This is a genomic window from Natronomonas moolapensis 8.8.11 (assembly GCF_000591055.1).
Taxonomy (GTDB): domain Archaea; phylum Halobacteriota; class Halobacteria; order Halobacteriales; family Haloarculaceae; genus Natronomonas; species Natronomonas moolapensis.
In genome coordinates, this window is the sequence record NC_020388.1 from 143165 (window position 1) to 158135 (window position 14971).

General features: G+C 62.4%; 20 protein-coding genes. 14 read left to right on the forward strand and 6 right to left on the reverse strand.

Going from position 1 to position 14971, the window contains the following annotated elements; translation table 11 throughout:
• The first annotated feature begins 231 nt into the window (after positions 1-231).
• From NMLP_RS00705 to NMLP_RS00715, 4 genes are read left to right on the forward strand one after another with little or no spacing between them, the layout of a single operon-like run.
• Complete coding sequence (locus NMLP_RS00705; RefSeq protein WP_015408200.1) at positions 232-2868, forward strand: tail fiber domain-containing protein; 2637 nt, start codon at positions 232-234, stop codon at positions 2866-2868.
• The gene (locus tag NMLP_RS15325; protein WP_160169570.1) at positions 2861-3013 is read left to right on the forward strand and encodes a hypothetical protein; all 153 of its coding nucleotides are present in this window, start codon (positions 2861-2863) and stop codon (positions 3011-3013) included. Before NMLP_RS00705 ends, NMLP_RS15325 begins: the two co-directional genes overlap by 8 nt.
• 2 nt (positions 3014-3015) lie before the next feature.
• Positions 3016-3285 carry a type II toxin-antitoxin system HicB family antitoxin gene (locus NMLP_RS00710; protein ID WP_015408201.1) on the forward strand — a complete coding sequence of 90 codons (270 nt, stop codon included), beginning with the start codon at positions 3016-3018 and terminating at the stop codon, positions 3283-3285.
• Positions 3286-3540: a type II toxin-antitoxin system HicA family toxin gene (locus NMLP_RS00715; protein ID WP_015408202.1), complete on the forward strand. Its 255-nt coding sequence runs from the start codon at positions 3286-3288 to the stop codon at positions 3538-3540.
• A 338-nt stretch (positions 3541-3878) separates the two neighbouring features.
• On the opposite strand, the gene NMLP_RS00720 is transcribed toward NMLP_RS00715, so the two are convergent.
• From NMLP_RS00720 to mntA, 4 genes are all read right to left on the reverse strand, one after another.
• Positions 3879-4127, reverse strand: a complete 249-nt coding sequence (locus tag NMLP_RS00720) for a type II toxin-antitoxin system HicA family toxin (RefSeq protein ID WP_015408203.1) — start codon at positions 4125-4127, stop codon at positions 3879-3881.
• A gap of 8 nt (positions 4128-4135) precedes the next feature.
• On the reverse strand, positions 4136-4435 hold the full coding sequence (locus NMLP_RS00725; protein WP_015408204.1) for a type II toxin-antitoxin system HicB family antitoxin: 300 nt from the start codon (positions 4433-4435) through the stop codon (positions 4136-4138).
• Positions 4436-4668: 233 nt separating this feature from the next.
• Positions 4669-5007: a type VII toxin-antitoxin system HepT family RNase toxin gene (hepT, locus tag NMLP_RS00730; protein ID WP_197538036.1), complete on the reverse strand. Its 339-nt coding sequence runs from the start codon at positions 5005-5007 to the stop codon at positions 4669-4671.
• A gap of 104 nt (positions 5008-5111) precedes the next feature.
• Positions 5112-5552 carry a type VII toxin-antitoxin system MntA family adenylyltransferase antitoxin gene (mntA, locus tag NMLP_RS00735; RefSeq protein ID WP_015408205.1) on the reverse strand — a complete coding sequence of 147 codons (441 nt, stop codon included), beginning with the start codon at positions 5550-5552 and terminating at the stop codon, positions 5112-5114.
• Between the two features lie 252 nt (positions 5553-5804).
• On the opposite strand from mntA, the gene NMLP_RS15330 reads away from it, so the two are divergent.
• The 10 genes from NMLP_RS15330 (at position 5805) to NMLP_RS00780 (ending at position 13844) form a co-directional block, all read left to right on the forward strand.
• On the forward strand, positions 5805-5954 hold the full coding sequence (locus NMLP_RS15330) for a hypothetical protein (RefSeq protein ID WP_015408206.1): 150 nt from the start codon (positions 5805-5807) through the stop codon (positions 5952-5954).
• Positions 5954-6286: a type II toxin-antitoxin system RelE family toxin gene (locus NMLP_RS00740; protein ID WP_015408207.1), complete on the forward strand. Its 333-nt coding sequence runs from the start codon at positions 5954-5956 to the stop codon at positions 6284-6286. Before NMLP_RS15330 ends, NMLP_RS00740 begins: the two co-directional genes overlap by 1 nt.
• A 340-nt stretch (positions 6287-6626) precedes the next feature.
• Positions 6627-8816: a tail fiber domain-containing protein gene (locus NMLP_RS00745; protein ID WP_015408208.1), complete on the forward strand. Its 2190-nt coding sequence runs from the start codon at positions 6627-6629 to the stop codon at positions 8814-8816.
• Positions 8809-9081, forward strand: a complete 273-nt coding sequence (locus NMLP_RS00750) for a hypothetical protein (RefSeq protein WP_015408209.1) — start codon at positions 8809-8811, stop codon at positions 9079-9081. Before NMLP_RS00745 ends, NMLP_RS00750 begins: the two co-directional genes overlap by 8 nt.
• Complete coding sequence (locus NMLP_RS00755; RefSeq protein WP_015408210.1) at positions 9074-9394, forward strand: hypothetical protein; 321 nt, start codon at positions 9074-9076, stop codon at positions 9392-9394. The genes NMLP_RS00750 and NMLP_RS00755 overlap by 8 nt, the downstream gene beginning before the upstream one ends.
• Positions 9387-10766, forward strand: coding sequence for a hypothetical protein (locus NMLP_RS00760; protein ID WP_015408211.1), 1380 nt, complete (start codon positions 9387-9389; stop codon positions 10764-10766). The genes NMLP_RS00755 and NMLP_RS00760 overlap by 8 nt, the downstream gene beginning before the upstream one ends.
• A gap of 352 nt (positions 10767-11118) precedes the next feature.
• Entirely contained in the window at positions 11119-12255 is a 1137-nt protein-coding gene (ftsZ, locus tag NMLP_RS00765; protein WP_015408212.1) for a cell division protein FtsZ, read from the forward strand.
• A 96-nt stretch (positions 12256-12351) separates the two neighbouring features.
• Complete coding sequence (locus tag NMLP_RS00770) at positions 12352-12525, forward strand: protein translocase SEC61 complex subunit gamma (RefSeq protein ID WP_015408213.1); 174 nt, start codon at positions 12352-12354, stop codon at positions 12523-12525.
• Entirely contained in the window at positions 12525-12965 is a 441-nt protein-coding gene (locus NMLP_RS00775; protein WP_015408214.1) for a transcription elongation factor Spt5, read from the forward strand. Before NMLP_RS00770 ends, NMLP_RS00775 begins: the two co-directional genes overlap by 1 nt.
• A gap of 123 nt (positions 12966-13088) precedes the next feature.
• Positions 13089-13844: a PHP-associated domain-containing protein gene (locus NMLP_RS00780; RefSeq protein ID WP_015408215.1), complete on the forward strand. Its 756-nt coding sequence runs from the start codon at positions 13089-13091 to the stop codon at positions 13842-13844.
• A 16-nt stretch (positions 13845-13860) separates the two neighbouring features.
• Here NMLP_RS00780 and NMLP_RS00785 read toward each other — a convergent pair whose 3' ends face one another.
• Positions 13861-14352 carry a metal-dependent hydrolase gene (locus tag NMLP_RS00785; RefSeq protein WP_015408216.1) on the reverse strand — a complete coding sequence of 164 codons (492 nt, stop codon included), beginning with the start codon at positions 14350-14352 and terminating at the stop codon, positions 13861-13863.
• Between the two features lie 75 nt (positions 14353-14427).
• Positions 14428-14919: a CinA family protein gene (locus tag NMLP_RS00790; RefSeq protein WP_015408217.1), complete on the reverse strand. Its 492-nt coding sequence runs from the start codon at positions 14917-14919 to the stop codon at positions 14428-14430.
• Positions 14920-14971 lie beyond the last annotated feature (52 nt).

The following is a 14971-nucleotide window of genomic DNA, read 5'->3' on the forward strand; positions in this document are numbered from 1 at the left end:
CGTCCGCAATTGAGATGTGGTTGAAATAAAAGCTTATCTCAAACACATCTGTTTGCGTCCGCGTGTGTCAGCCGAATCGACGACGTCGACCGAGCGCCGAGTGTTCACACGTGCATATTCATATTTAAGTGGTATTACTATCGTTGCTTGAACATCACTCGCGCTCGAGACGGCCGTCCGTGGCGTATCACCCGTCGCGAACGGTCGACCGACGCGAGGTGGACGATACTAATGACAGACGACTCCACTCAGCCACCAAACAAACCGGGCACGGACGAACAGGACACCGAGGAAGAAAGTCTCCGAGCGAAAGTGCAACGGCTCGAATCGCTGGTCGAACACCAACAGGCCATTATCGAGGAGTTACAGGCGCGCCAGGACACAGACGGCGAGGACGCGTCCGAAAGCGCGGAACAGGAGACTCCGGCGGAAGACGAACCCACCACGGACGAAGGGCTGTCGACGCCAGTCAGCCGCCGGGGTGTGCTAACGACAGGCGGAGCGCTTGGCTTGCTCGGCATCGGTGCGGGGTCGGCAAGAGCGGACCCGTCGGGCCAAATTGGAACGAGCAGCAACCCACTGAACACACTGTACACGGAGGAACTCAGCGGTGGCGTCACCGACGACACGTCACTGACGAACATCGCCGGGTCGAACCTCTCAATCGACAACTCGGGGAATCTCAACGCCTCGGGCGGTGGTGGGGGGGGCAAGTGGGCCGATGGCAGTTCGGGCAGTAGCTGGCTCGAACCGTCCGACAGCGGCGATACCAAGATCGAAGGCATCGACACCATCAAGAACGCGGGGGGGTCATTAACGCTCCAGGCGTCCTCCGGCAGCGGCGTCACCATCAACACCGATGGCGGCACGCGCGCACTCAACCTCGGCGTCCCTACCGACGACGATGACGACAACACCGCTGGCGCGAACGTCGTGGCCGGCCACGCGGACAACATGGTCAACAACTCCGCTGCCGGCGTGGTTATTGCAGGTGGCGGTGCCGCGGGCAACGGACACTCAGTCGGTAATGACTATGCGACTGTCGGGGGCGGTCGGGGAAATAGCGCGGTGGATGCCGGTGACACCGTCGCCGGTGGCGAGAACAACACCGCGAATGCAAACGACTCTAGGGGTTTACCGGCAACCGTTGGCGGTGGGTCGGGCAACGAGGCAATAGCCATCAACACCACAGTTGCTGGCGGGAGCGGCAACACCGCAGATGGCTCGATCGCGACGATCGGTGGTGGGGATGGGAATAATGCCAGTGGCACCTATTCGACCATTGGAGGTGGCCAGAACAACAAATCGAATGGGGACTATGCGTGTATCCCGGGCGGCGAGGGCAACACGGCAAGTGGCTCAGGGTCATTCGCCGCGGGCCAGTGGGCGAAGGCAGAAGACGACAAATCGTTCGTCTGGAACGACGGGAGCGGTGCCACTGACGCCACCGGTGACTCATCGGACAAGTTCTCCTCCAATACGAATTTCAATTCCACGCCCGCCGGGGATAACTCATTCAGCGTGAAAGCCACCGGCGGCGTTCGCTTCGTCACCAGCGGCGACAACACGAGTCACGCCTACGTCGATACGGGCGGGAACGTGGTGGCGAGCAACAACCTCGACGCCCAGGGCGGCACCGTCGAAAACACGACGGGCGGGCTGACGCTCAAGCAAAACGGGACGCAGGCACTGAAACTCCTCGATGGAAGTTCCAGTATATCGCCCAGTTCCGACGGCGCTACTCCACCGAATGTCATCGGTGGGCATCCCAGCAATAATACTGGGGGCAACGAGGTCAAAGGTGTAACAATCGCCGGTGGTGGTGGCGACTATGATAATAGCTGGGACAACACGGCGAGTGACTGGTGGGCGACCGTCGGTGGCGGCCTCAAAAACACGGCCAGCAATACCCAAGCGACCGTCGGTGGTGGTCAGGATAACACGGCCAGCGGGAGCAGAGCGACCGTCGCCGGAGGGTATTATAATACAGCTAGCAGTTCCCAAGCGACTGTCGCCGGCGGCAGCAAAAACACGGCCAAGGGTGGCAATCAACCGACCGTCGCAGGCGGCTTAAGTAACACTGCAAACGGAGACCGCGTGACAGTCGGTGGGGGCAGCCAGAACGAGGCCAGCGGGGAGCATTCGACCGTCGGCGGAGGCAGAGTGTGCACGGCAAGTGGGAATTTTTCGACCGTTCCTGGCGGTCATTACGCCGACGCCACTGGAACGAAATCGTTTGCAGCAGGATCTTCTGCAACAGCCAGCAATGACGGGGCATTCGTCTGGGGCGACAGCTCAGACACTTCTGTGGAGTCGAGTGCGAACGACCAGGTCATCTTCCAGGCCGGGGGAACCAGGGACAGCGGGACAGCAGTCGAATTTTACTCACAGAGCGACGAGGACGCAGACGCAGGTGTTTCTCTGGATGCCAATGGCGGAGGGTGGAACTCGCTGTCGTCGCGGGCGGCCAAAACTGACGTCGACCCAGTCTCGGGATCGGAAGTTCTCGAAGAAATCGAACAACTCGAGGTCAGCACCTGGCGATACGACGGCCAGGACGAGTCAATCCTGCATATGGGACCGATGGCCGAGGACTTCCACGAGGCGTTCGGTCTCGGCTCCAGTGAAGAGACTATCAACACTGTCGACGCCGACGGCGTCGCGCTGGCAGCCATCAAGGGTCTCTCACAGAAACTCGACGACAAAGACGAGCGCATCGAGGGTCTCGAAGCCGAAACGGACGATCTCCGAGCCGAGAACGAACAACTGCAGGAGCGCAACGCCGACCTCGAAGACCGACTGGCGGCCGTCGAGGCGGAACTCGGCATCGACGCGACGGCTAGCCAGCAGGGGGTCGCCGATGACTAACGACACTGACCCCATCACGCTCACCGTCGAGATCGACCCGGCGGAGTTCGACGAACCGCGCCAGATGATGTTCGAGCGACTGGTCGGGGAGTGCAGACAGGTCCGACCGAGAGTTGAAATAGCGAGGCGACCAACCAAGGCATAGGAATGGCGAAGACCGACGATACTTCGGCGGAAAGCCAGACGATTGAACTCGTCGAGAACCCCCGTGGGAGCTGGACAGCCAGAGACGAGGCGACCGGCGTCGCGAGCCAGGGGGAGACGCGCGAGGAAGCGCTGGAAAATCTCGACGAAGCCGTCGCACTCTACCGTGGCGAAATCGGCCACGAACCCACCGACGAGGAACTCCGTGAACTGGGGGTTGACCCCGAGGTTGCACGCTCACAGGACGGCGAACTGCCGGACGTCCTCGAATAGATGGGCACGCGAGACTTTTCCGGCGAGGATGTATATAAAGTGCTGGTCAACGCAGGGAACTTCGAGCACGTGAGGACGAGTGGGAGCCACGTTATCGTCGAGTGGACGCCACCACCCGATCACGATACCGAACCGCGACGGGTCACGGTTCCCCTGCACGACCGCATCGACCTCGGCACGTTACAGAGTATCGCCGAGCAGGCAGGCGCAAACGACTTCGATTCCTTCTGTGCGTGGGTCGACCGGCACCGCTGACAGTAATCAGATTTTGGCCGGAGCAGAATCCGTCGACGCAGAGACGCTGACAGACCTGTCGGGAGGGTTGGATGGCTGAACGACCCGTCTGGGGCAGTTGCCGTGCGCTTCGAAGAGAGTCGTAGCGGATACAGCACGGAAACCCACTCTAGCCGTGGGTTAGCTTATCGGCACGAACCTCAGTCAGGACCGCACCGCACAGGGCAGACACATCAGCAAAGCGCTGTGGGACAACCATGACCAGATTGACGTGACCGACCAGCAGGGCGTCAACCCGGACGCTCTGACCGACGAGGAGGAGAGCGATGACGGTCGGTAGCGCGACAGATGCTGGCCTGTCAGCGATGCCGGTCGATCCACGCACAGAACGCGTCGAAGTCACGCGCACCCGACTGCTCGGCAATCGACCGCAGTGTTCCGGTGTCGATGCGGTCGTGCATCGGCACGCTCACCACCCGGATATCCTCGTCGTTGGTCGGATGCTCGTACCGGAGTTTGACGTGACTACCCGTCCGGTCGACGATCAAAAACCGGTTTTTTGTGAGGGCTTTGACGACCTCACGGCCGGAGAAGTCTCTGGACGGCATCGGCGCTGTTATCGCATGAACTCCGGCAGTTCGTCTGTGTCGTCCCGGGCCTGCGCTATTTCGTCGGGGTCGATTCCCAACTCCCGAAGTACCTCGCGTTCTGCTTCTGGAGAGTCGATTGAATCGCTGGTTTCACCCCGGTGGAGGGCGAGGGCTTCGTCGAGGTTTTCGAGTGCCTCGACGCGCGTCTCGCTCTGGCTAGCGACGCCCGACTCGATGTCTGTTGCCACCCACAGCTTCCCCGAGCTGACGAGCCGAATCTCCTGTCTCGGCCCGTCATCGTCGCCTTCGGCCCTCGAACTCGCCATACACAGGTGTAGGCCGGAATCGAATAAAAGGGTTCGCACGGGGAGGCCCTCAGTATCGACGCGAGCGGGACCAGTCCCGTGTGAGGGTGATCGCTAATGAGTGACGACGCCCCTGCGTCTATCACCCTGCCCGTCGAAATCGATCCGGCGGAGTCCGACCAGTTACGAGTCAATAGACGGGCGACTGGTCGAGAAACAGGCGCGCGGTGCAACTGGTCGATACGGTCTCATCCTCACTCCAGTATCCCGGTGTCATCGAGATATTCGCGTACAGCAAAGAGAAAGTCTCGATACCGGTCGAGGTCCTGTAACGCGTCGTAGACATCGTCGTCCTTGATGGCGTTCCCGTAGGTATGTGCGAGAACGTTCCGGAAGCGCGCTACTTGGGTCATCCGCTCCGTGGTCGCGTCATCGAGTACGTCCACGCGTCCCAGTGCGACCATCACTGCCGGGTTGCTATCTGGTTGGACCCCTCGTTCGTGGCCGACGAGTGTCCGTGCGATGTCGAGGGCCGCCTCGGTCAACTTGACGAACCGGCGCTCGACGATATCGCGCGCCGCCCGGTCGGTCATGTACTCTTAACGGGACAGCGATTGTTTGCCAGCAAGCACCGCCAGACTCGTTTCCATCGTCTTGACAGCGCTGACGATGCGTTCGATATCGTCGTCGGAGAGAGTCATGCGAGATGGTCGTCGATAGACGCGAGGGCGTCGTCGAACCGTTCTGCCGGCGACCGGCGGTCTTCGGTCGCGTCGTCCAGCAGTGTTTCGTGGAGATGACTGGCCGCTTCGTCGGTGCCGACGACTAGCTTCCCGTCGCGAAATATCGCACGGAGAAGCGCCGGCGGTGCCGAACGAAGGTCGACCACGTCGACATCGTCGGTTCCGAGCGCGAGTGCCAGATCGGCACCCACCCCGAGGCGTGCATCCAGGTGTCCGGACTCGCCCGGTTGACAGTTCTCGAACGCAATCGCAACGTCGATATCACTATATTTGTGACTCTCGCCGCGCGCGCGGGAACCGAACACGATTCCGACCGAAACAGGATGGGAAGCAAGCACTGACTCGACGGTCTCGAGCCAGTCGATGTCGTCTCCGTCCGCGGTCGAACTCGCCATACACAGGTGTAGGCCGGAATCGAATAAAAGAGTTCGGAGGGGATCCCCTCGGTATCGACGCGAGCGGGACCAGTCCCGTGTGGGAGTGATCGCCGACGACCGACGACGCCCCTGAGCCTATCACGCTCACCGCCGAAATCGACCCGGCGGCGTTCGACGAGCGACGGCAGTTGGTGTTCAAGCAACTCGTCGGGGAGTGCAAACAGGTCCAACCGAGGGTTCAAATACGAACGAGCCCAACCATTACACAGAATGGCGAAGACGGACGACACAGCGGACGACCCAGATGAAGACGAGATGCTCCCCGACGAGGCAGAGGCGATTGCACAGCGCCTCGACAGCCTCGACGACGAACAGCGGCGTTCGCTGTCAGACGTGGCCGACGCCCTAGACGACGAGTAATGCCGCGTGCGCCGTCGTCGCTCGAATTTCTTCCGGAAGCACAGGCAGACCTCGAACGCATCGACGACCACAATCCCGACCACGCCGAGCGGATTCTGGGGAAGATTGCCGACTGGGACGAGAAGATCGGCTGGGGTCGAGTCCCACAGGAACACCTGACGTTCCTCACCGACTCGCCCACGGGACACAACTTCTACCGCGAGCGCGTCGGCAACAGTGGCTATCGAGTCATCTACGAAATCTCCGACGACGTGATGACGGTCGTCGCCGTGCTTCCGAAAAGCGACAACACCTACGACCTCTCGGCACTCGCGCGGCGAGCGTCGGAGTAGAATCCCCAGGGGTTCATACGAATTGCTGTAGTCCCTTACCAGAATCGCCGGCCACCGGGTCGGCCGATTACTGGTACACAGCTACAGCAATCCGTATCAGTCAGGACCGCACCGCACAGGGGCTGCAGTTGGTCACCGCACTGTGGGACAACCACGACCAGATTACCGTCGAGCAAGGGAACAGACAACTGCCAGTCTCAGCGACGAGTGTTCATGTGTGCATATTGCTATTAAGTAGTAGCATCCTCGTTGTTTGAACATCACTCGCGCTCGGGACGGCTGTCCCCCGTGGTGCATCACCCGCCACGAACGGTCGACCGACGCGAGATGGACGGTACCAATGACAGACGACACCACTCGGCAACCAAACGAACAGGGCACGGACGAACAGGACACCGAGGACGAGAGTCTCCGAGCGAAAGTGCAACGGCTCGAATCCTTGGTCGAACACCAACAGCAGACTATCGAGGAGCTAGAGGCGCACCAAGAGACAGACAGCGCGGACGCGTCCGAAAGCGTGGACCAGGAGACTCCGGCGGAAGACGAGACCACAACGGACGAAGGACTGTCGACGCCAGTCGGCCGCCGGGGCGTGCTGACGGCGACCGGAGCGCTTGGCCTGCTCGGACTGGGTGCGGGCTCGGCGAGTGCGGACGCGTCGGGGAAGATTGGGACGAGCAGCGACCCGCTGAACACACTCTACACAGATGAACTCAACGGCGGCGTCACCGGCGACACGTCACTGACGAACATCGCCGGGTCGGGACTGACCATCGATGGCTCCGGGAATCTCAACGCCTCGGGCGGTGGAGGCGGCGGCAAGTGGGCCGATGGCACTTCGGGCGGTAGCTGGCTCGAACCGTCCGAGAGCAGCGATACCAAGATCGAAGGCATCGACACCATCCAGGCGTTCTCGGGCAGCGGCGTCACCATCAACACAAACGGGGGCGATCGCGCGCTGGAACTGGGTGTGCCGTCGAGTGACGGCACCAACACGGCAGGCGGGAATGTCGTCGCTGGTCACCCAAACAATGCGGTGAACAATGGGGCCGTCGGCTCGGTCATCGGCGGTGGTGGCAGCGACGGTAGCTCCGGCAGTATCACCTTCGAGAACACTGTCGAGGACAACTACAGCGTCGTCGTCGGCGGGCTAGCCAATCAGGCCGGCAGTACCGGAAGCGACGAGACGAACGCGATTTATGCGACCGTCGGCGGTGGTGCCGGAAACAGTGCTAGCGGTAACTCTTCGACCGTCGGCGGAGGTCAAAGTAACAATGCCAGCGCCACGCAATCGACCGTCGGCGGCGGGAGCAGAAACGATGCCACCAAAATCAATGCGACCATCGGCGGTGGGTTCCAGAACGAAGCCAGCGGTAGCTCTTCGACCGTCAGCGGCGGGAACAGTAACACTGCCGGGGGAAATGATGCGACCGTTCCTGGTGGCAACCAAAACGATGCAGTCGGCGACCATTCGTTTGCTGCGGGTCGGTATGCCAGGGCCGAAGACGCAAACGCCTTCACATGGAACGACGGCAGTGGAGCCACCGAGTCGGAGGGAAGTTCGAGTCTGAGCGACAAGTTCTCTTCCTCGACAACGAGCGGCATTTCGAGTGGCCCCTCGGGCGCAGAGACCTTCAGCGTGAAAGCCAAAGGCGGTGTGCGCTTCGTCACCAGCGGCGACAACACGAGTCACGCCTATGTTGACGATAGTGGGAATCTTACAGCCAGTGGGAACTTCGACGCCCAGGGCGGCACCGTCCAGAACACAACGGGCGGGCTGACGGTCACAACCAACGATAAAGGCGACCTCACACTCGACCCGGGGGAGAGCAACAACGTCGACATCGAGAACGGCCATCTCGACCTCAAAGGCAACAACATCGAATGTACGTCCGAACCGGGGACCGATTTCAAAGCCCAGGTCGATGCTGACGGAGATGGGGAAGATGGTCAAGTCTCCTTTATCTTCCCCGACAAAGGCAGCTCAGAGGAGATCAAGTGGGCTCGGGACGCTCTAAACGATGACGCGTTCCGCGTCAGGGACGCGAATAATGATACACCTCTTTTCACTGTCAACGACGGCGGCACGGTCGATATCCACAACGGCGATCTCGATATGAAAGAGTCGGGGAGCGTCACCAACACCTCCGACCGTCGTCTCAAAACCGCCATCGAGCCAATTCAGGACGCCGTCGCAAAACTGTGCGAACTCGAAGCGGCGACCTACTCTTGGGAGGATGAGGACACGCCGGACGACCGCGAAGCGGGTGTCATCGCCCAGTCGGTCCAGCGCGTCCTCCCCGAAGCAGTCTCGGAGGACGAGGACGGCTACCTGAACCTCGCCTACAGACAGTTGACTCCGCTGCTCATCGAGGCGACACAAGAACAGCAGGGCCATATCGAGAACCTCGAAGCCGAGAACGAACAGCTACGGGAGCGCAACGCCGACCTCGAAGACCGACTAGCGGCCGTCGAGGCGGAACTCGGCATCGACGCGACGGCCAGCCAGCAGGGAGTCGCCGATGACTGACGACACTGACCCCATCACGCTCACCGTCGAAATCGACCCGGCGGAGTTCGACGAACCGCGCGAGATGATGTACGAACGACTGGTCGAGGCGTTCGGCCACGAAACCGTCGCGGAACTCGTCGGCGCGAACCTGAGTCAGAACCTCACCGCACAGGGGATGGGCATCATCAACGCAATGTGGGACAATCGCGACCAGATTCAGGTCGACCCCGAGGGCGTCGACCCACCAGAGGTTCCAGACCAGCCCGGAGGTATCGATGACTGACGGCGATGCAGAACCCACGGTTGCGGAGTTACGCGCCACGCTCGCTGACAGGACCGCCCGCATCGACGAACTGGCGGCGACCCTGAAAGACGCCGAAACGCGCATTAGCCACCAGCGCGAGCGCGTCGACCAGCTAGAGGGCGACCTGGTCAACAAAGACCGGCGCATCGAGGCCTTAGCGACTTCGAACGACCAACTGTGGAACCGCCTGAGTGGTGTCGAGGACGACACCAACAGTAACGGCATTCAGGAGGCGACGACAGATGCTGAGTGTGGGACCGTCGCCACAACGCAACAGGAGAACAATGAGTAACTCATCACCAGCCCGTCAGGGCACCGGTCTGCTTGCGACACTACTGGTCGCACTGCTGGTACTGTCAGCGGTTGTGGCCTCTCTCGGGTTCGCGCCCGTCGGCACCGCCAATGCCAACACCGGCGTCCACTATGTCACCGACTCCGGCCTGGAGGTCGAAGACGCAAGCGGCGGCGATGCCCCCAGAAACGAGGAAGCCTTCCCGGACGCTAATACACTCGATCTTCCGGGGATTACGCTGTCTGCGGACGGAACCGCCTTGATGACCCTCGACCAGCGCCAGGGGAGCCAGACCAAACTCTCGGATATCACCGCGGGCTCGGATATCACGGTCGATCCCGACGACAAACAGGCCATCGTGGTGACAAGCGAGTTCAATTCGCTTGATTTCGCCAGCGCCAACTACGACGCGTCAAATTCGGACTCCGACCTCACCTACGACGCCGAGAGTTCGGCCAGCCTGACGGTGCGAGAAACCGGACTGCCAGAGGGAAGGACAGTCGAGGCAATTGATCCGTCCACGGACACCGTACTCGACAGCGCCGATGTCGACAGCAATGGCGATGTCTCGTTTATGTCGCTGCCGAGTGGCAACCACGAGGTACGACTGGAGGATACGTCGACGCAGTCTTCCGGTGGCAGTGATGACGACGGGGATAGCGCCAGTGACGTCGGGGACGAAGGAGATACCCCCGATAACGGCGGTGACAGTAGTGACGACGGGGATAGCGCCAGTGATGTCGGGGACGAGGGAGATACCCCCGATAACGGCGGTGACGACGGGGACAGCGGCGATGACGGGGTGGAAGACGGTGGCGATGAGACCAGTGGCCCACGGGAGCCAAGCGGTGAAACGAGTGGGGACGAAGAGTGGGTCGAACCTTCCGAGTTTCACGCAGTCGATATCGTGGACGTGCAGCTAGTAACCGCCCCCGCAAACAGCGTGAACGCGACGAGCATCGTCACGCTGGACAATCCATCCACGGACGACCAGCGGACCGACGTCCGGTTCGTCATCGACGGTGAGGTCGTCGAAGAACGTGACGTCGTGGTTCCGGGCACAGAACGGGTGAACGTGACCCACAGCGAGATCCTCGAGGAGCCCGGCACCCACGAGTCGGCCTCGAATATCGCCACGAGAGCGGACGACGGTGGAATTATCCGCACCTACGACTTCGAGATCGGATCCGTCGAACTCGACGAGGACGGGACCGAACTCGCCAGTTCGAGTGCTGTCCCACCGTCCGGTCCTGACGACGCGGACACTGGTGAAGCTGCGAACGCACGGGGAACTCTGTCGTTCGCCCTGCTCGGATTGGTGGCTCTGGTCGCTGTCATACTGGGGGCACTCTACTGGCGTCGCTCCGACTAGACAAACACAACAGGATTTCACTCACGATCGTCGGTAGCTCTCACCAGTTATGAGTGCTTACTCGGTTTTAGACTCGTTTTCAGTTCACTCCGACAGCGCTGGATGGGGGCTGCCACGCTGAGTGTCTTGATCACTTCAGCTCCCGAACGACGATCTCGACCGACCTGCTCCTGTCGAGGTCTCCATACACGCCGACACCCGCATTCGCAGCGCTACGAGTACGATTTGGTATCGCGATATTTGATTTATGATTTTGTTCGCCCCGGCGGTCCTCCGAGCCCTGTCGAGGCATCTGACGTGTGTCAGACGCCGGGGAAAAATACTTTATGCGCGTACGCGACATCGGCAAATAATGGATTCAATTATCGAGGACGCAATCGACGAGGCCGAAGGAGACGGGGCCGATGCGTCCGATTCGGACGCGGCGTCCGAGGGCACGGGATCGGGAACGATGACCGACGAGGAGCTCGCGAGCGTCGTCAAGGACCTCGAGACGAAGATCACCGTCGTCGGCTGCGGCGGCGCGGGCGGCAACACCGTCACCCGAATGTCCGAGGCGGGCATCCACGGCGCGAAGTTGGTCGCGGCGAACACCGACGCCCAGCACCTCGCGACCGAGGTCGACGCCGACGAAAAAATCCTCATCGGTCGTCAGCGAACCGGGGGCCGCGGCGCGGGCTCGGTGCCGAAGATCGGCGAGGAGGCCGCCCAGGAGAACCTAGAGGACATCAACAACTCCATCGACGACTCGGACATGGTGTTCATTACCGCGGGTCTCGGGGGTGGGACGGGGACCGGGTCGGCCCCGGTCGTCGCACAGGCCGCCCAAGACCAGGGTGCGCTCACCATCGCTATCGTGACGATCCCTTTCACCGCGGAGGGCGAACGCCGCCGGGCGAACGCCGACGCCGGGCTGGAGCGCCTCCGGGCCGTCGCCGACACCGTCATCGTCATTCCGAACGACCGGCTGCTCGATTACGCTCCCAACATGCCGCTGCAGGACGCGTTCAAGATCTGTGACCGGGTACTCATGCGCTCGGTGAAGGGGATGACCGAACTCATCACGAAGCCTGGGCTGGTCAACGTCGACTTCGCCGACGTGAAGACAATCATGGAGAACGGCGGCGTCGCGATGATCGGCCTCGGCGAGTCCGACTCGGAGAACAAGGCCCAGGATTCGATCCGGTCGGCGCTTCGGTCGCCGCTGCTCGACGTCGAGTTCGACGGCGCCCAGAGCGCGCTTGTCAACGTGGTCGGCGGTCCCGACATGTCCATCGAGGAGGCCGAAGGCGTCGTCGAGGAGATCTACGACCGAATCGATCCCGACGCCCGCATCATCTGGGGCGCGTCCGTCGACCCCGAGTTCGACGGCAAGATGGAGACGATGATCGTCGTCACGGGCGTCGATAGCCCCCAGATTTACGGCAAGAGCGAAGCCGAACAGGAGCGGGCGGTTGCGGCGGGCGACGACATCGACTTCGTCGAGTGACGCTTCCGTTTCACCCGCCGGGTGGGGGAGCCGGCCCGCGTCGGGGCGGCACGCCGGATCAACAACTAAAAAACCCCGGAGACGAAACGAAGGGCCATGAACACCCCAACGGATCTCACGTCGTACGTTCGCGTGCTGAAGCTCGCGAGCACGCCCTCGTGGGACGAGTTCTCGAAGGTCTCGGGCGTCGCCGGGCTCGGCATTCTGCTCGTCGGTTTCATCGGGTTCGCCATCTTCGCGATCATGACGTTCATTCCGGGTGGTCCGTGATGTCCATCTACGCGGTCAAGACCACCGCGAGCCAGGAACGAACCGTCGCGGATATGTTGATAACCCGCGAGGAGCCCGGGATCCACGCGGCGCTCGCGCCGGATTCGCTCACCAGTTACGTCATGGTCGAGGCGGACGGTACGGCGGCGATCGACCGCGCGCTCGAGGACATCCCCCACGCCCGGAGTCTGGTCTCCGAACGGCCCTCGCCGTTCAGCGAGATCGAACACTTTCTCAGCCCGAAACCCGACGTCGAGGGGATCGCCGAGGGCGACATCGTCGAGTTGATCGCCGGCCCGTTCAAAGGCGAGAAGGCGCAGGTCCAACGCATCGACGAGGGCAAAGACCAGGTCACAGTCGAGCTATACGAGGCGACCGTCCCGATCCCCGTAACGGTTCGGGGCGACCAGATCCGCGTACTCGACAGCGAAGAACGGTAGGGGCTCCCGCTGGAGCCGTCTGTTGTATTAGCGCCCGCCGGAGCGCATATCGACCGTCGTACGCACACCGCCGTTGGGTGGAAAACCGGAACCGATAACGCCCCGGCAACCGGTAGCTTGAGCATGGGTCGGTTTCGCCTCGACACACACGTAAAAGTCCTCGACGAACGGGTGGTCGAGCGCGCGAAAGCCCGCGGCCTCGATGGGGTCGTCTACGCGCCGCACTTCACTCGGCTCCCAGACATCCGTGCGCGCGCAGAACGGTTCTCCGAGGAGGACTTTGTCGTCATCCCCGGGCGGGAGGTGTTCACCGGCGACTGGCGGAACCGAAAGCACGTCCTCGCGGTCGGACTCTCCGATCCGGTTCCGGACTTCATCACCCTCGAGGGGGCGATAGCGGAGTTCGAACGCCAAGAGGCGGCGGTGCTCGCGCCGCATCCGGAGTTCGCGACCGTCAGCCTCGAAGCACACGACATCCGCGCCCACCGCGAGCGGATCCACGCCCTCGAAGTGTACAACCCGAAGCATCTCGAAACCCACACCCGACGGTCGCGGGAACTCGCCGCCGAGTTCGAGATGCCAGCGTTCGGCTCCTCGTACGCCCACCTCCGGGGAACCGTCGGCGAGGTCTGGACCGAGTTCGACCGCGCTCTCGGGACGGCCGCCGACGTCGTCGCCGCGCTCAGGGACGGTGTCCCGCGATCGGTCCGCCGCCGGGACGGACTCGAACATCGCCTCCGGTGTGGGGCCGAGTTCACGCACCTGTTTTATGAGAACAGCTGGGGAAAGATCGATCGGCTCTTTTTATCCGGGACGGAGCCGACCCACCCCGACCACATCGCCTACGGCGGGCGGTTTGCGGACGTGAGCGTCTACTAGGATGGCCCGGGCGGCCCTAGGCGGGTAGCGAAAGCTGTGACGCCCACCCGAGGTCGACGTACCTCGGAAGCACGTGGACGATAGCGGTCGCGACGGCGAGCTCGACCGCCGTAACGACGATCGTGACGGCGTTGGCGAACCGACTCGACGTCGTCACGCCAGAGGGAAAGCCATGCTCCTGGCTCGACAGCGGGTACAACAGCGCGATCCCTCGGCGGCTGCCGAGGTAATCGAGGACGTAATGGGTGAAGACCCCGATCCAGACGTAGTCGAGGTTCCCGAAAACGAACGGGAAGGCGGCGAAGAGCCCCAACACCGGGAGGTTGTGCAGCGTCTTGCGGTGTTTGCCGACGGCGGTGTCGGCGTCCGGAAACAGCGCCCCGAGCGTTACCGGGACCGTCACGGCGACCACGGTCCGAAGGGTTTCGACGGTCCCGGACGGCTCAACGACGAATCCCAGCCCGATCCCCAAGAGCGCGGCGTTGAGAACGTGGCCTTCCTTGTTCATACCGTTCGGACAGCCGCCATAATAAAAGGGTGTTCGCTCGATGGCTTCGCGGGTAGCTGAAAAGTAATTAAAAGGCTACGTCGCCTCGACGGCCTCACGGAGGTCCTCGAGTGCCCGCTCGGCGATCTGGCGTTTGATCTCGGTTCGGGTCCCGTCGAAGACGTACCGCTCGACCCGACACCACGACTCGCCGCTGCCCCATCCGCCAGCATGCGCGACACCGATGTAGACGGTCCCGACGGGCTTGTCGTCGCTGCCGCCCTCCGGCCCGGCGATCCCGGTCGTCGCGACGCCCCACGTCACCCCGGCGGCGTCCCGGACCGCGCGGGCCATCGCCCGAGCCACCGGTTCGCTGACCGCCCCTTCCGCGTCGAGGCGTTCGCGGGGGACGCCCAGGTCCAGTTTGGCATCGTAGCTGTACGTGACGACGGACCGATCGAAGTAGTCGCTCGCCCCCGGAACGTCGGTGAGCAACGAACCGATGAGTCCGCCGGTGCAGGACTCGGCGGCGGCGACTGTCGCGTCGCGTTCGCGAAGCGACTCGCCGACTGTCTGTTCGATTGCCATGCCGGGTCGAGACGCGCCGCGGACTTGAAACCGCGGTCGCCTCGCGCCCGGG

What these genes read in the sequence shown, in the direction of transcription:
- NMLP_RS00725 (WP_015408204.1), bottom strand. Translation starts at nt 4,435, where the DNA reads ATGGCGAGTTCGAGGGCCGAAGGCGACGATGACGGGCCGAGACAGGAG.
- NMLP_RS00790 (WP_015408217.1), bottom strand. Translation starts at nt 14,919, where the DNA reads ATGGCAATCGAACAGACAGTCGGCGAGTCGCTTCGCGAACGCGACGCG.
- NMLP_RS00705 (WP_015408200.1), top strand. Translation starts at nt 232, where the DNA reads ATGACAGACGACTCCACTCAGCCACCAAACAAACCGGGCACGGACGAA.
- NMLP_RS15330 (WP_015408206.1), top strand. Translation starts at nt 5,805, where the DNA reads ATGGCGAAGACGGACGACACAGCGGACGACCCAGATGAAGACGAGATG.
- NMLP_RS00710 (WP_015408201.1), top strand. Translation starts at nt 3,016, where the DNA reads ATGGCGAAGACCGACGATACTTCGGCGGAAAGCCAGACGATTGAACTC.
- NMLP_RS00780 (WP_015408215.1), top strand. Translation starts at nt 13,089, where the DNA reads ATGGGTCGGTTTCGCCTCGACACACACGTAAAAGTCCTCGACGAACGG.
- NMLP_RS00775 (WP_015408214.1), top strand. Translation starts at nt 12,525, where the DNA reads ATGTCCATCTACGCGGTCAAGACCACCGCGAGCCAGGAACGAACCGTC.
- NMLP_RS00760 (WP_015408211.1), top strand. Translation starts at nt 9,387, where the DNA reads ATGAGTAACTCATCACCAGCCCGTCAGGGCACCGGTCTGCTTGCGACA.
- NMLP_RS00745 (WP_015408208.1), top strand. Translation starts at nt 6,627, where the DNA reads ATGACAGACGACACCACTCGGCAACCAAACGAACAGGGCACGGACGAA.
- NMLP_RS00785 (WP_015408216.1), bottom strand. Translation starts at nt 14,352, where the DNA reads ATGAACAAGGAAGGCCACGTTCTCAACGCCGCGCTCTTGGGGATCGGG.
- NMLP_RS00750 (WP_015408209.1), top strand. Translation starts at nt 8,809, where the DNA reads ATGACTGACGACACTGACCCCATCACGCTCACCGTCGAAATCGACCCG.
- NMLP_RS00715 (WP_015408202.1), top strand. Translation starts at nt 3,286, where the DNA reads ATGGGCACGCGAGACTTTTCCGGCGAGGATGTATATAAAGTGCTGGTC.
- NMLP_RS00755 (WP_015408210.1), top strand. Translation starts at nt 9,074, where the DNA reads ATGACTGACGGCGATGCAGAACCCACGGTTGCGGAGTTACGCGCCACG.
- NMLP_RS00720 (WP_015408203.1), bottom strand. Translation starts at nt 4,127, where the DNA reads ATGCCGTCCAGAGACTTCTCCGGCCGTGAGGTCGTCAAAGCCCTCACA.
- mntA (WP_015408205.1), bottom strand. Translation starts at nt 5,552, where the DNA reads ATGGCGAGTTCGACCGCGGACGGAGACGACATCGACTGGCTCGAGACC.
- hepT (WP_197538036.1), bottom strand. Translation starts at nt 5,007, where the DNA reads ATGACCGACCGGGCGGCGCGCGATATCGTCGAGCGCCGGTTCGTCAAG.
- NMLP_RS00740 (WP_015408207.1), top strand. Translation starts at nt 5,954, where the DNA reads ATGCCGCGTGCGCCGTCGTCGCTCGAATTTCTTCCGGAAGCACAGGCA.
- NMLP_RS00770 (WP_015408213.1), top strand. Translation starts at nt 12,352, where the DNA reads ATGAACACCCCAACGGATCTCACGTCGTACGTTCGCGTGCTGAAGCTC.
- NMLP_RS15325 (WP_160169570.1), top strand. Translation starts at nt 2,861, where the DNA reads ATGACTAACGACACTGACCCCATCACGCTCACCGTCGAGATCGACCCG.
- ftsZ (WP_015408212.1), top strand. Translation starts at nt 11,119, where the DNA reads ATGGATTCAATTATCGAGGACGCAATCGACGAGGCCGAAGGAGACGGG.